This window comes from Litoribacter populi, from assembly GCF_007483685.1.
GTDB classification, from domain to species: domain Bacteria; phylum Bacteroidota; class Bacteroidia; order Cytophagales; family Cyclobacteriaceae; genus Litoribacter; species Litoribacter populi.
Map to the genome: position 1 here is coordinate 549,259 of NZ_VMKN01000001.1, position 15,368 is coordinate 564,626.

The following is a 15,368-nucleotide window of genomic DNA, read 5'->3' on the forward strand; positions in this document are numbered from 1 at the left end:
GTAAATGAAATTAGCTGTAGTGGGTGCCACCGGATTGGTAGGTTCTGAGATTCTTGAGGTTATCGCCAATCATGATTTTAAATATGATGAATTGTTGCTTGTGGCCAGCGAGCGATCTGTGGGCAAAAAGATCACTTATAAGGGGAAAGAGCACACGATAATAGGGTTGGACCAGGCTGTTTCCGAAAAACCTGACATTGCGATATTTTCAGCTGGTGGAGACACTTCCTTGGAGTGGGCACCAAAGTTTGCCGAAGCGGGCAGTATTGTCATCGATAATAGCTCGGCTTGGAGGATGGATCCTCACAAAAAGCTGGTGGTTCCGGAAATTAATGCAAAGTCACTGCGTATCGACGACCGAATCATTGCTAACCCAAATTGCTCCACCATCCAAATGGTATTGGCCCTTGCGCCTCTGCATGCTGAGTATGGTATCAAAAGGATCGTGGTATCCACCTATCAGTCCGTCACCGGTACAGGTAAAGCTGCCGTAGACCAAATGATGGCCGAAAGAGAAGGCCGTGAAGCTGAAATGGTCTATCCGCATAAAATTGACCTCAACGTGTTGCCTCATATCGATGTTTTCCAAGACAACGGGTACACCAAAGAGGAAATGAAAATGATCAAGGAGACCAAGAAGATTTTCGGCAACGATAATATCCAGGTGACAGCCACTACGGTAAGAATTCCAGTGATGGGAGGCCATTCAGAATCCGTAAATGTGGAATTTCACCAGGATTTTGAATTGGATGAAGTCCGTGAATTGCTAAGCCAGGCACCAGGTGTAGTATTACAGGATGATCCTCAAAACAATGTGTACCCTATGCCCTTGAATGCCCATAAAAGGGATGAGGTGTTTGTAGGGCGCTTAAGAAGGGATGAATCGCAGCCAAATACGTTGAATATGTGGGTAGTTGCTGACAACCTACGTAAAGGTGCGGCCACGAACGCCGTTCAGATTGCCCAATATTTGGTGGACCATAGCTTGGTGTAAAAGCTGATGCATTTTTCAGAAAATAAAATAGAACAAATTCAGAAGTTTGTGCAGGACCATCTCAGTGATAGTCCTGCACAATTGCTTTTGAAGTATCAGAACAAGGTTGATTTTGATCTCAAATTTGCCGTTCAGCAGATTTCCGCAAGGCAAAAGGCTAAGAAAAAACTACCTTCCTGGGCTGAAAATCCCAATCTTTTTTTTCCTGTCACCTTATCGATGGAGCAAAGTTCCTCAGAGATTACCGCTGCATATAAAGGACAATATGTTTCAGGTAAATCCCTTGCGGACCTCACAGGTGGATTCGGGGTGGACACTTTTTTTTTAAGTGAAAAACTGGATTCCGCTACCTATATTGAACGGGATGAGAAGCTTTGCCAATTGGCGGAAAACAACTTTCAAAAACTCTCTGGCGGTAAAATAAAAGTCCATCATCGGGACTCTCTGGATTTCCTTCGGGAAAATGAATCCATTTTTGATTGGATTTACGTGGACCCAGCCCGAAGAGGGGAGCACAATCAGAAACTTTATAAGCTCAGCGACTGCGAACCTGACATTGTGGCTCATTGGGATTTGCTGAAGAAATCAGGGAAAAACATCCTGATAAAAGCTAGCCCTATGTTGGACATCAAAGCGGTCTTGAGTGAATTGCCGGATGTGCAGGAAGTTCACGTAGTGAGTGTCAAGAACGAGGTGAAGGAGGTGTTACTTTTTTCTAGGGAAGAAAATCATGATGGTGTAGAGACGAAAGTTAAATGTGTCAACCTTCAAACTGAAGAGCCTGATTTCACCTTTAACTATTCGGAAGAAGCATTTTTGGAAATCAATTTTGGGGAGGTGGGCAAATACCTCTATGAACCAAGCGCTTCCATTTTAAAAGCCGGTGGATTTAAGTCTTTTGCTGATAAGTATAAACTTGCTAAAATCCATCCCAATAGTCACCTATACACATCATCATCACCATCTGAAATTAAACTTCCTGCCAGGGTTTTCCAGGTTATTAAGGAATTGAAGCCCGACAAGAAAGTATTCAAGCAATTATTTCCCAAAGGGAAAGTAAATGTAATTACTCGCAATCATCCCCAAAAAGCAGAAGACATCAAAAAGAAGTTTAAGCTTCAGGATGGGGGCGATGATTATCTGATTGGCACGACCACGGCTGATGGCAAGCCAAGGCTTTTTCATTGTGAGAGGAGACAAGGTTTACCTTAAGATGAATGGTGCTGGCGTTTCTGTAAAGCTATCAGTATAATACTCCAGGCAAGTGGCCTCTACCAATGGTGGACTTTCTCTTCTCATGTTAAGGTGTCGAAAAATTGAGTGATACTCTATTCTTCTCACCATTTTTTCCTCTCGACTACTATTAGCAGTAAAGAAATTACCCAATATTTCCATTTCCGGATTAGAAAGGTTCTTCAGGTTGCCCGAGATTTTGAAAGGCATAGGGTCGAAAATGCTGCCTGTGCTGGTCTGTTGCTTGGAAATACTTTTTAGATAAGCCGCAGCGGGTTCTGTCACTGCATATACAGTTAGGTCAAGATAGAATTTTGACAATCTAAATAAGGACATTTCAGCAACATCTATTTTGGCAACGGAACTGCCTAAAGTAGGCTCATGCTTAACATTGAGGTACCCCATGACATTGGGTTTATTTACATAGCATTCGCATGTGCAAAAATCACCTTCACCTATAGTAACCAGTTCTTCAATCCCACTAGTTTTTACAAAGTAGTTATGTCCTGAATTCGGGTTAGGGATTTCAATGTCAACCATCAGTTTCAAAAAATGATGCTTTTGAGGAAAAGGATTGCCGTTGAGTGGAGTAACAAAAACAGTTTTTTCCACTATTTCCTCCGAAAAACTGGCAATGTTTACTTTTGGCATAACCACTTGCCAGTTGGACTGGATATGGTCGCCATTTTCCATGATGATATTGACTCTGTAGCTGTCGTTCTCTTCAAATTGCCAATCAGGTCTAGGTTGGAATTTCAGTTCCCTATCATAAGAGTGCTGGCCCATATATACAAAATCTGTTTCCTCGCCATTCTGATTTTCGATGTAAACCTTATATACTTTTGGGTGGCCAAAAGGAAGATGGTGGCTACCTGATTGAAAAATAGCCGAATGGTATATTTTCACGTAAGACATGTTCCAATCATCAGACACCCATGCGTCTACCACAAGTTTAGGCTCTATGTTGTCATTGGGTATGTGTACCTCATCTATACAAGCAGACAGAATCAGGCAAAGCAAAAGGGATAGTATCCTTTTCATCGGTGTGGCAATCAATTTACCCTTAATTCGTTTTTTGTCGATCCCCAATTTGCGTTATTGAAGAAGAAAGCTTCCACTTGCAACCTGCCTGGTTCCTCCAAAGTCTGGAAATTAATCCTCGATCTGCCTCTGGTCAGTCTGATGCTTGGATTCCAGGATTGAGGCTTGCTTAAGGTTACTGCAGAGTTGGCCTCTTGGTGGAAGACATTTCCAGCCGGTATTCTCGGCACATCCAGTTCCCGCAAGATATATTTGGAGGGATCAGGATTATGCTTGATTTTATAATCATTTTGTTTGGTGAACAATGCCAAAACACCGTTTTCGGCCTTTCCCCCAAGGTTGGTTTCATCAATGGAATTTCTCAAATAGATAACTTCAATCCTATCAATCTGAGCATAATCGTAATTGAGCAAGAAGTCGGGGTCATCAATTTTATGAAAATCAATTAACAACAATGGTGTGTTTTTGAAATGCACCCTATCCATGTTGGGATTAAAAATTCTGATCTCTGTCTTATCTTCCGAATCTTTCCGGATCCTTATCTGCGGCACCACCTCCTTCAAAAATGTGGTGAGATCCCGATAACCCTCATAATCCGGAACCCAATAGCTATTGTCCACACTGTAAGGCGAGACGGGAATCGATACCCTGGTGTCATATTCGAAATGCTCATGAAATACCCTTCTTTTCACTTCAAAGGTTTCTATGTCTTCGATATTAGGGAGATTTATGGATTTGTTGGATTTAAATAAATCTGGACGTAAAGATTTAAGGTTGCTTTTAAGAGGATTGTAAGTCAATAAAGGCAAAAAGTCCTTTTGTTTATCAGGATTAGTGTTTTTCTCGATTTCCTTTCTGGCCAATAGGTAGTTTTGGTTATGCTTACTACTTTCTCCCACTGCTTTCCAAGAAGGACTGTTGAGGACAGTAGCAAGCATTTCGATTTCAGGTACTTCTGGATTTTTAACCCAAGCAAATGCATGTCCAAACATTGCCTGCTCATCGCGAAGGATGGCCGAACTTTCATTTCCTACTTTCACATTCCGATTGACGCTCACTTGGAGGTTGGAGGAAGTGTTCTGGTGGTGGTATTGGTGGGTAAGAAGTTGGTTTTCTTTCCCGAAAACACTGATTTGGATTTCAGGATATCTGTTGTGATTTTCTCTGTTTAGCGTAATTACCCTGTTTACTGCATCACTTTTGTACAAAGTGTCAATTATCAACACATCGGTATGGATTACAATATGGGATATCTCTGAGCTGTTAGCTGGAAGTTTAAGAGTATAATTGGAAGAATGGAAATTGATCAAGTTCGGAGTAATGACCTCCCTGTTTTGACCATACCTGATCCGTTTCTGGTTTTCAAATATCACCTTGCTGTCCACTTTTTCAAAAGGTGGAATTTCTTCCAGCACTAATTTGCCAGTGCCGTCAAGTTCTTCCACCTCGATGATCAAGGGCTCATCAAATGTATGGAAAAGTGTCAGTTCAGGTGTTTCTCCATCCTTGGTGGAGTAATAGAGCTGTCCTTCACCTGTTGTGTTTTCCTGCCCCATTTGGGTTACCAAAATAGATTTCGCTGGAATTTTGTAGGATGGAAAATTGGTCATCCACTGGGTGTATGCAAAAATCTTGTATTCCCCATCTTCCAGGTTGTCGGGCAGGATAAAGTCCCCATAAGCCATTTCCTTGTTGTCCAAGAGCAACATTTCCCGATGGATGAGATCATTGTCCGGATTGTAGATTTCTACATAGGAGAGCTTGCTGAACTTATGGCTCCTGTGGTTTTTGAGCAGCTTCAACCCAAACCAGACCTTGTCCCCGGCAAAATACAGCTCCTGATTGGTCATGATCTTAAGGGTCTCTGCCAAATCTTCAAAAGGTTTCTCCTTTGTCTGTTGCGCTTTTGCACTATTAAGAGCAAATAGGGAAATCAGGGTATAAATAATATATGTCTTAATTAATTTCATAAAAATCAAAATTTTACATTAATGCATCCTAAATGGAATTGGCGCTACAATATCGGCGTCCGGGTAGGCTTCCTGGCAAGAGCCAGTGACGGCTTCTGGATAAACTATTTTGATGTTTTTGTCCCTGTTTTCGAGAAAGAGACTCGCCCGGTTTATCATTTCATCGTGATAAGTATGGTAAGCGGTAAAGAACTGGCCCAAAATTTCTTCATCTGGATTGTCCAAATTCTTCAGGTTACCTGAGATTTTGAACGGCATGGGGTCAAAGATGCTTCCGGTGTTGGTTTGTTGCACTCCGATACTTGACAGATAGCCTGCCGCTTGATCCGATACAGAATAAATATCTGCTTTAAGGTAGAACCTTGTGTTTCTTCCAGCTGTCATGCTTCCCATAGGTACCGTGTAGGTACTGGCCGGGGAGGTCGAATTTACAGCAGTCAAGGAATAATTGAGGTTAGGATAGGTCATGTAGCAGGTACAGGTGCAAAATTCACTCATACTAGAGGTGTAGATCTGTTCAATACCCATTGCTTTAACATAGTAATTATGATCTGCTTGGGAATTGGCTTTCTCCACGCGTGCCTTGAAGTCATAAAATTCACGCTGCTGTGCGAAAGGTTCACCGTTCCAGGTGGGTATAAAAACAGTCTGAAAGGACATTTCATAATCAAACTCGATGCTCCTTGCAGGTTGATAAACTTGCTGCCAATCGGATTGAATATGATTACCATTGGCCAATATCACATTTAATCTAAATCGGTCTCCAGGTTCAATATCATATTCCTCAAATGGTTTATAAACCGTAACTCCAGGCTGCTCAGGGTAAGGAGCTCGAAAACTGGTAGCAAACCCATCCTGTTTTTCCACCCAAACCCCGCTCAGAGGTACATCTTCAAAAGGAATGTGAAAATCCGCAGATACAAACGGAGATGATTCATAAACCTTCACATAGGACATTTCCGGATCGTTGGAAATCCAGGCATCGACTACAATTCGTGTTTCCTCCCCTTCAGTCCTAAGGTTGACCTCATCGATACATGAGGTTAGACCCATGCCTGTTACAATTGATATCCAAACTAACCTTTTCATGTTACTTGAATTGGAAGTTGTAAGTAAGAGATGGGATCATGGTTCCTATGACAGCAAGTCGGTAAGATCTTGGCACAGTGCCAGCACCCGTCGGGCTGAAGAACCAAGAGAATGGGTTTCTTCTGGCGTAAACATTATAGAATGCCAATGTCACATTGCTTTTATAGGTGCTGCTTTTTCGCTGGTTGCCATCATAGGTGAGGGAAAGGTCCAAGCGGTGGTAATCAGGAATTCTGCCTTGGTTTCTATGGCTGTAGTCGATGACGATATTGTCATTGATGGTGTAAATGCTTGTTGGAAGAGTGATAGGCCGCCCGGTTCTGTAATTAAAATTACCGGAAAAGGAAAGTCTTCTGGTCAATTGATAGGTAGCAACTACACTTAGGTCGTGCGGCTGGTCCCAATTTGAAGGAAAGAATTCTCCTTGATTGATGGTTTCTTCCTCAAATTCGCTTACTACCTGTCTCATGGTTCGGCTATACCCGTAGGAAACCCAGCCGGTGAGTTTTACGTGACGTTTTTTCAGGAAAAATTCGGCTCCATATGCATGTCCAATTCCCCCAAGTAGCTCCTGCTCCAGATTTTGATTCATTAAAAGAGAGGCGCCATCCTTGAATTCCACTATATTTTGAAAGTCTTTGTAATAGACCTCCACGGAGCTTTCAATGATGTTATTGTCAAAATTCTGGTAATAACCCAAGGCGTACTGCAAGCTTTCCTGTGGTCCCACATGATAATCGCTGAGTTTCCACAAATCAACAGGCGCAGCGGCCATGGTGTTGGAAAGGAGGTGTATATACTGTAGGTTTCTGTTGAAGGAAAGTTTCAATGAGCTGTTTTCACCTGTCGCATACCTTAGTCCTACCCGAGGCTCAAGACCTCCGTATCTGGTGATCACCTCATTGTTTTCATAGGTTCGATTGCCTATGAACGTATTTTGGTTTTTCGGAAGTCCTTCCTGATAGATGCCTGTATCATTCGGCCCCATTGGCAAAAAGGTGGAATACCTCATGCCTACCTGTGCGGCCCATTTGTCGCTGAAAAATATCTCGGAATTGACAAACAGTCCTGCCTCAATTCCTCTTTCAGTAGGAATCACTTCTGGAATTACCGTTGAGTTCTCTGTGGTGGGTTCCATGGTTCCCATTCCCATGGCATATTGGTTGGCATTATAGCCAAAGGTGATATTGGCATAGTCGCTCTGATTCCACTCAAAATTGTGGTCAATGCCAAAATAATTGATGTCGGACTGCATCCGAAACTGAAGTGGTGCTCCCGTTCCTTCTACATTATAGGTATAATTGGAATAGGCCACAGTAAAATCCGAGGCCAGTTTTTCGCTGATAATGCTCGACCATTTTAGCGAAGCAAGGTGAGTTTGCCAAGAATATGCCGTGTCAGAACCAACCCTGAAATAATCGTTACTGGCATACCCGGAAAGCTTTATGTTGTTTTTATCGTTGATCTGATGGTTAATCTTGATGTTACCATCATAGAAATAAGAACTGCTGGATTGAAGTGTGGAGCTACGAATGCGGTGCATGATCCAGTTTGGGTAAGCCACTCGGCCTGCCACAGCTACTGTAGTGTTGTTGCTTACAGGGCCTTCCAGCTTTAGCCTGCTGCTAAGAAATCCTATCCCGCCCTCACTTTTAAGTTTTTCCTTATTCCCTTCTTGCATGGTCACATCGAGTACCGAAGAAAGTCTGCCCCCATAATTGGCCGGTATGTCACCTTTGTGTAAGGCTACATTTTCCACCATATCAGCATTGAAGATGGAGAAAAATCCAAACATATGGGATGGGTTGAAAATAGGTGCTCCATCCATTAGGATAAGGTTCTGGTCAACTCCTCCACCTCTAACGTTAAAGCCAGAAGCACCCTCACCTACGGTAGAAACACCCGGGAGTAGTTGAATGCTGCGGATGATATCTACCTCTCCTAACAGGGGTGGCATCAGTTTCAGCTCCTTGATGTTTAGTCGATTTACCCCTAACTCTATACTTCTTACATTATGGTCTATAGAACGGTCCGTTACAATAAATTCATCCATTTGAGTCATGGACTCAAAAAGGGAGATGGTCATTTCTACCGGGTTGTAAGCCCTAATAATCCTTCTCTCCGTTTCCTTGCCCATAGCACTGAATACTGCTACGTGCGTCCCTTCAGGAAGATCGGTGCTGTAGCGCCCACGCTCATCGGTGGTGATACCCAACTCCATCGAGGGAATATACATTAAGGCTCCGGGGATCGGAAGACCTGTTTCTTCATCCATAATCCTCCCTTGGAAGCGGTGAATGGCTGTGGGGTCCGCTTTTCGCCGAGCCCGGCTAGAGAGGTAACGATCCCTCATAGATCGAGGATAGATAACCGCATAGGTGTTTTCTATCAAAAAATAAGACATGGAAGTTCCCTCCGTCACCTGTTCGAGTAGGTCCAGAGTTACCGAAAAGCTTTCCTGATCCAAGTCCAACCTACGTAGATAATCTTTACGGAAAAGCACCTTAATGCCAGTGCTTGACTCAAAAAGGTTTACCGCATTAATAAACTCAATTTCTTTCTCATCAGTAATGTGTTGGGCAAACAGTGAACTGGAGATAAGGGTAAACAAAAGGGGAAAAATGTATCTTTTCATCTAAGCAAGCATAAAGTTATTCTCAATGAAGTTCCTAAACTACATCTTTAGAAATATTTGAACAAACTAATGAATAATTTTAACTTTTAATCTTTAACAATTCTTTTTTATTTGGACGGTAATTTGGGTCTAGGTGTCCCACATTCTTTGTTATCTTTGCACCCATGTGGAACCAAGTCGCAGTATTGATCAAAAAGGAGATGACGCTTGAGTGGAGGCAGAAGTATGCCCTCAACGGTATTCTGCTCTATGTGGTCAGCGCCGTGTTCATTACATATCTGAGTGTGCAGGGAGCCCTGTCAATTCCCACTTGGAATGCACTTTATTGGATCATCATATTATTTTCGGCAGTCAATGCTGTAGCCAAAAGTTTCGTTCAGGAGCACCAGGGCCGTCAGCTTTATTATTACATGATTGCCTCTCCGGAAGCCATCATCGTTTCGAAGATCATATACAACACCCTGCTGACTTTATTATTGGCTCTGCTGGGTTATTTGGTCTTTTCGGTGATTTTGGGGAACCCGGTGGAGGACCAGTTACTTTTTATAACCAACCTTGCTTTAGGTGCTGTGGGATTTTCTGCTTGCCTCACCATGGTGTCGGGAATAGCCTCCAAGGCTGGAAATAACGCAACCCTGATGGCAATCTTAAGTTTTCCAATCATCATCCCTATACTTCTAATGGCCATCAACATTTCTAAAAATGCCATTGACGGACTTGATCGGGGAGTGAGTTATGACAAACTGATAACCTTAATGGCCATCAATGCCATAGTCACAGCAGTGGCTTATATCCTCTTCCCTTACATCTGGCGAAGCTGATTGGAACTATTCGTAGATTAAGTTTTTCTTTTCCAATTTCGGTTTGCTTTCTTGAATAACATTAAGAAAATCTTACTGAAAACCTCAAATCAGAAGATTTTACTGCTTTTGGTTTGGGAAGAGATCAGGATGTCACAAATAGAATCGAGGCAAATACAATTCATATGCAAAAAGGAAATTGGAGATATTTCCGGTAAGTTGTTGATAGGTAATATATTAGCCAAAAAGGGCTGAAATCAGGAACTTATGCCGTACTTTTGCAATTAGTAAGCAAAACAATTGAAATGAAAGCATACTGGTGGAAAGTGTTGGCGATCTTGTTATTAGCATATACTCTGATTGCTGGCCTACTCTTAGACGTGCCCCGCTTGGCCATTCTTAACGAAACCATACGGGCATTGCACTTCCATGTGACCATGTGGTTTGGCATGATCATCATGTTGGTGATCGCTGTTTATTACAGCATCAAGTATCTTCGTAAAGGAGACCTTAAAGATGACGACATGGCTATTGAGTTTACCTCAGCCGGCATACTTTTCGGTGTTCTGGGTATTGCTACCGGCATGCTTTGGGCCAAATTTACTTGGGGCGACTATTGGAGCGGAGATCCAAAGCAAAACGGTTCTGCCATTGCCTTGCTGATGTATTTTGCCTATCTGATACTTAGAAATTCCCTTACAGATGTTCACCAGCGTGCCCGAATCGGTGCGGTGTACAACATCTTTGCCTTTGCGGCGTATATCCCCTTGATTTTCGTGCTACCCAGACTTACCGACAGCCTTCACCCAGGCAACGGTGGTAACCCAGGATTTAATGCCTATGATCTGGACAGCAAACTGAGAATGGTGTTTTATCCCGCCATCATAGGTTGGACCTTGCTCGGAGCATGGATCGCTACAGTGAGGGTGAGATACAGAAGGCTTGAAAGAAAACTTGAAGACAAACTTATTAACCAAGTATAAATGCAAAAGTGGTTCATTATTCTTTTCCTTTGCTTTAGCCTCAATGCAGTGGCCCAGGAAAAAATCGGCATTTCAGAAGAAGATTATCAAAATGACCGTATCGAAATGGCGGATGTAATGAGGTCTGAGGGGAAAATTTATGTGGTAGTCGGTATTATCGGGATCATAATGGGAGGAATTCTCCTTTATCTGATCAATACGGAAAGAAAGATTACCAAACTCGAAGAGCATTTTAATAATTAAGGTTTAAGAAGGCCTGCATACCCAGTATTATTATGAAAAAAGGACATATTTTAGGCATTGGCGTGATTGCAATCGCGATAGTCATCATCATCACCATGATGGGCAGCGCCAGTACTTATGAAAGTTTCAACACCGCTCGCACCATGGCCATTAATGGCAATGATAAAGCAATCCACGTGGTAGGTGAGTTGAAGAAAAACACCACCGGCAATGTGGTAGGCATCGAAGTGGGCGAGGATAAAACTTCCTTCCATTTTATGATGGTAGACAATGACGGAGTGGAGCAAAAGGTATTCTATAACGAGCCTGTTCCGGCAGACTTTCACCGCTCTGAACAAGTTGTGGTGATCGGCTCTTACAAAAGAGATGACCTTTTCGTGGCCGACAAGATTTTGATGAAGTGCCCTTCCAAATATCAGGAGGAAGTTTAATAAATGAGTGGTTAAAAGTACTTCTGGGGGGATTAGCCCCCTGATACATATCCCCTATAATTATGATTAATACCTTTGTTGGTAACCTGGGCCATTTCATGGTGATCTTAGTTTTTGTAAGTTCCATCGTGACGGCCTTTTCTTATTATAAATACACCCTAGCTAACGAACTCGAGCGGGCAGGTTGGCGGAAATTCAGCAGGATATCCTTTTATGTGCATGCAGTGGCCAGTATCGCCGTTGTAGCCATACTTTTCAACATCATTTATAATTTCAGATTCGAGTACTTTTACGCCTACTCGCATGCCTCTCGGGCCCTGCCGGTACATTATATGATTTCCAGTTTCTGGGAAGGACAAGAAGGGAGTTTTCTCTTGTGGATTTTCTGGAATGTGGTTTTGGGAATCGTGCTAGTGCATACTAACAAATCATGGGAAGGTCCTGTGATGGTGGTGTTTGCATTGGTACAGGCATTTCTAGTATCCATGATTTTGGGTGTGGTGATAGGTGACCTTAAAATCGGTAGCTCCCCATTCATCCTTTTAAGGGATGTTTCCAATGCTCCGATTTTCAGCATTGATCCTAATTTTGTCCCTGAAGACGGTACGGGTTTGAACCCGCTATTGCAGAATATTTGGATGGTGATTCACCCGCCAACGCTGTTTTTGGGTTACGCTTCTACTTTGGTGCCGTTTGCCTATCTGATGGGTGGACTTGCTACTGGCAGGTATAAGGAATGGATCCGTCCTGCCTTGCCATGGACTATTTTCTCCGCATTTATCTTAGGAATGGGAATTATGATGGGTGCCTACTGGGCATATGTGACCTTGAACTTTGGGGGTTATTGGAACTGGGATCCGGTTGAAAATGCCTCATACGTACCTTGGTTGATCCTCGTGGCTTCTATCCACACCATGATCACGTACAAGAAAAGCAGTACAGCTTTGAAGACTTCCATCGTATTGGTGATCACTTCTTTTATCCTCGTGCTTTATGCAACTTTCCTAGTGAGAAGTGGTGTGCTTGGTGATACCTCTGTACACTCATTTACTGACTTGGGACTTTCCGGTCAACTACTGATTTACCTTTTATTCTTCCTGTTTGTGGCTATTTTCATTTCTGCCAAAGTATGGAAGCATATACCTTCTTCAGAAAAAGAGGCTTCTGTTTATAGCCGTGAGTTCTGGATTTTCATTGGAGCCACTACATTGAGTTTGATGGCCTTCCAGGTGATTTTACCCACTTCGATCCCGGTTTTCAATGCCGTGATCGAAAGCTTTGGTGGTATTTCCAACATGGCCCCACCTGCAAATCAGGAGGAGTTTTACAGCAAGTTCCAGTTATGGTTTGCCGTGGCCTTGGCGATATTGACAGGAGTTGGCCAGTTCTTCTGGTGGAAGAAAATGGATAAGAAAGCGTTGAAGGATGCTTTGACTGTGCCTTATGTAATAGCCATGATTGTTTCGGCTATCATCATCACGTTGGGAAAAGTTTATAACATTTCCTATATCGTTATCGTGGTGGCTGGTGCATTTACCATAATAGCCAATGGTACTATACTGATTAAAATTCTTAGGAAATCCAGTTTTAAATTGGCTGGAGGTTCTTTGGCCCATATAGGATTGGGTATGATTTTGATTGGGGTGATGTTCTCATCCGGTTATTCCCAAGTCATCTCTACCAACATGTCAGGATTGACCTACAAGAAGGACTGGGAGGATGAGCTTAATAAGGAAAACGTCCTGCTCTGGATCAACAAACCTCTGCAGATGCTGGAATACGATGTGATCTACCGTGGTCGTCATAAGAAAGTATCCGGTGTACCTGGCTATGTAAGCGTCAACAAACTTCAGAGCACCGAAAAGGTGAATGAGGCAATTGCATTAGCGGACATTGAAGTCAAGGGAAAAACCTATCATAAAAAGGGTGAGAAAGTGGAGATCGTGCTGGAAGAAAACAGCTACTTTGAGATCGAATATTACAAAGGGGATGATTATAAATTCACCCTTTACCCAATGTCCCAGCCTAACCCGACCATGGGGTTGATATCCTCTCCGGATTCCAAATGGTTTGTAGGCAAGGACCTTTATACTCACATTTCAGCCATCAATGATTACGATGAGCCGGAGTGGAAAGATGATGAGTTTTACGAAGCATCTCCAGGAGAGCAGTTCCACATCAGTGACTATGTAACCACTTTCGAAAGCGGTGAAGTCTTGGATGAAGTGGAAGGCTTGAATCTTAAAGAAGGCGATGTGGCCGTTCAAGCCAATCTTATAATATATGACAATGACATTGAAAAGAGGTTGAAACCAATTTTCATCATCAGTGGCAACCAGGTGGGCCGTGTTCCAGTTATCGACCAGGAACTTGGAGTAAAGGTTGAGCTGAACAACATTATCCCAGAGGAGAATAAGTTTAGCTTCAAGGTAAACCGCTACCAAAAAGATTACGTGGTGATGAAGGCCATGGTCAAACCCCATATCAATATCTTATGGGCAGGGACCTTGCTGATGCTTATAGGTTTCGGCGTGGCTATCTACCGTCGCTATGATGAGTTTATAAAAATGCGTGACAAAGGACTTGAATAAAAGGTCCTTTCTAACAATTAGCAACAAAGCCCTTAGGAATACCTGAGGGCTTTGTCGTTTATAGGCGCAGTAGGCTTTAGGATTGTGTAAGTTGAATCAAAAGCACTTCTTCTCCATCTTTTCCAGGAGACAAATTGAACATACATTGCCAGCCACTCCGTATCCACACCGAACCCACTCCGTACCCACTATGTATTTTGACGGAGTGGATTGAGAGTGGACACTGAGTGATGTGGGGTTGGATATGTCTGAATATTAGCACTATGTAGTGGATTGCTTTATTTATTGATTGTGATAATATAAAGGAAGGTTGTCTGAAAGATAACGCTTGGATAGATTCAAGCAGTCAGATTTAATGGTAGTGATAGTTTGGAGTCCATCGGCTTAATATTTATGATTGTTTATTCACAAAAAATATACCTGGCAGTAGTTTTTTGCTGAGTTGAGATACGTTTTAACAAAATCTCAACAGAAAATCCATAAATTCACCTATGCATTTTAAGATAGCGATCATTGGTACGGGTAATGTCGCCTGGCATTTGGCATCTGCCTTTGAGGATGCCGGGCATGAGATTACCGAAATATATGGAAGGAGTATTGAAAAGGCCGAAAAATGGACCGAGCGGGTTTATCAAGGAGAGGCGACCGATAGTCTGGATTTTACGGACAGCAAAGCTGAAATATTTGTACTTGCGGTAAGTGACAGCGCCATCTCTGAGGTGGCCGATGAGATCATTTTGCCGGAGGAAAGCATTCTTGTTCATACCTCGGGAAGTGTACCCTTGGAGATCTTGGGATATAGCTCAGCGGCTTATACCGGGATTTTTTATCCATTGCAGACCTTCACTAAGGGTAAAGAAGTGGACTTTCAGCAAGTGCCTATTTTATTGGAGTCGGATGATCAGCAGACCTTGCTGATCTTAAAAAAGCTTGCCAGGTCGATATCGCCCCTTCAATATGTAGTTAAATCTAAGGACAGGAAGGCGCTGCATATTGCGGCGGTGTTTGCAAGCAACTTTACCAACCACATGGTGAGGATCGCAGAGGAAATTATGCACAGGCAGGGATTGGATTTCGAAATGCTCAAACCCTTGATCATCGAGTCCATGACCAAAACCCTGGAAATGGGTGCCAGAAGAGCACAGACCGGTCCTGCCCTTAGGGGGGATATGGATACTTTGGAAAGTCACCACCAGTTTTTGAACTACAATGAGACCATTGCAGAGATCTATAGATTGGTGAGCCAGGATATTATTGATAGTAATTGAATGCATTACAAAAGGACTCAGAGTTCCATTGAGTTTGACACGGAGTTTCACGGTGCCTATTCGGGGATAAAATGGAGATTTAAGGGGGGC

The 15,368-nt window shown here is 42.8% G+C and carries 12 protein-coding genes; 8 read left to right on the plus strand and 4 right to left on the minus strand.

Annotation, left to right across the window (positions count from 1 at the left end; translation table 11 throughout):
* Nucleotides 1–4 precede the first annotated feature (4 nt).
* On the plus strand, nt 5–994 hold the full coding sequence (locus FPL27_RS02220; RefSeq protein ID WP_143959540.1) for an aspartate-semialdehyde dehydrogenase: 990 nt from the start codon (nt 5–7) through the stop codon (nt 992–994).
* Nucleotides 995–1,000: 6 nt separating this feature from the next.
* The gene (locus FPL27_RS02225; RefSeq protein ID WP_143959541.1) at nt 1,001–2,206 is read left to right on the plus strand and encodes a class I SAM-dependent methyltransferase; all 1,206 of its coding nucleotides are present in this window, start codon (nt 1,001–1,003) and stop codon (nt 2,204–2,206) included.
* Here the strand turns inward: FPL27_RS02225 and FPL27_RS02230 are convergent.
* The 4 genes from FPL27_RS02230 to FPL27_RS02245 are packed head-to-tail and all read right to left on the minus strand — an operon-like array spanning nt 2,198 to nt 8,962.
* The gene (locus FPL27_RS02230; RefSeq protein WP_143959542.1) at nt 2,198–3,268 is read right to left on the minus strand and encodes a DUF4249 family protein; all 1,071 of its coding nucleotides are present in this window, start codon (nt 3,266–3,268) and stop codon (nt 2,198–2,200) included. The two genes, FPL27_RS02225 and FPL27_RS02230, sit on opposite strands and share 9 nt — an antisense overlap.
* Before the next feature lie 11 nt (nt 3,269–3,279).
* On the minus strand, nt 3,280–5,238 hold the full coding sequence (locus tag FPL27_RS02235; protein WP_143959543.1) for a hypothetical protein: 1,959 nt from the start codon (nt 5,236–5,238) through the stop codon (nt 3,280–3,282).
* Between the two features lie 18 nt (nt 5,239–5,256).
* Nucleotides 5,257–6,327 (minus strand): DUF4249 family protein, encoded by a 1,071-nt coding sequence (locus tag FPL27_RS02240; protein ID WP_143959544.1) that lies wholly within the window; start codon nt 6,325–6,327, stop codon nt 5,257–5,259.
* A gap of 1 nt (nt 6,328) precedes the next feature.
* Nucleotides 6,329–8,962, minus strand: a complete 2,634-nt coding sequence (locus FPL27_RS02245) for a TonB-dependent receptor (protein ID WP_143959545.1) — start codon at nt 8,960–8,962, stop codon at nt 6,329–6,331.
* A gap of 164 nt (nt 8,963–9,126) precedes the next feature.
* Here FPL27_RS02245 and FPL27_RS02250 point away from each other — a divergent pair, with 164 nt between their 5' ends.
* The 6 genes from FPL27_RS02250 (at nt 9,127) to FPL27_RS02275 (ending at nt 15,278) form a co-directional block, all read left to right on the plus strand.
* The gene (locus FPL27_RS02250) at nt 9,127–9,783 is read left to right on the plus strand and encodes a heme exporter protein CcmB (protein WP_143959546.1); all 657 of its coding nucleotides are present in this window, start codon (nt 9,127–9,129) and stop codon (nt 9,781–9,783) included.
* Nucleotides 9,784–10,067: 284 nt separating this feature from the next.
* Nucleotides 10,068–10,745: a cytochrome c biogenesis protein CcsA gene (ccsA, locus tag FPL27_RS02255; protein ID WP_143959547.1), complete on the plus strand. Its 678-nt coding sequence runs from the start codon at nt 10,068–10,070 to the stop codon at nt 10,743–10,745.
* A complete protein-coding gene (locus FPL27_RS02260) occupies nt 10,746–10,988 on the plus strand; it encodes a CcmD family protein (protein WP_143959548.1) in 243 nt (80 codons plus the stop codon).
* Between the two features lie 32 nt (nt 10,989–11,020).
* Nucleotides 11,021–11,419, plus strand: coding sequence for a cytochrome c maturation protein CcmE domain-containing protein (locus FPL27_RS02265; RefSeq protein WP_143959549.1), 399 nt, complete (start codon nt 11,021–11,023; stop codon nt 11,417–11,419).
* Nucleotides 11,420–11,481: 62 nt separating this feature from the next.
* Entirely contained in the window at nt 11,482–14,010 is a 2,529-nt protein-coding gene (gene ccsA / locus FPL27_RS02270) for a cytochrome c biogenesis protein CcsA (RefSeq protein ID WP_143959550.1), read from the plus strand.
* 491 nt (nt 14,011–14,501) lie between these two features.
* On the plus strand, nt 14,502–15,278 hold the full coding sequence (locus tag FPL27_RS02275) for a Rossmann-like and DUF2520 domain-containing protein (protein WP_143959551.1): 777 nt from the start codon (nt 14,502–14,504) through the stop codon (nt 15,276–15,278).
* Nucleotides 15,279–15,368: the final 90 nt, after the last annotated feature.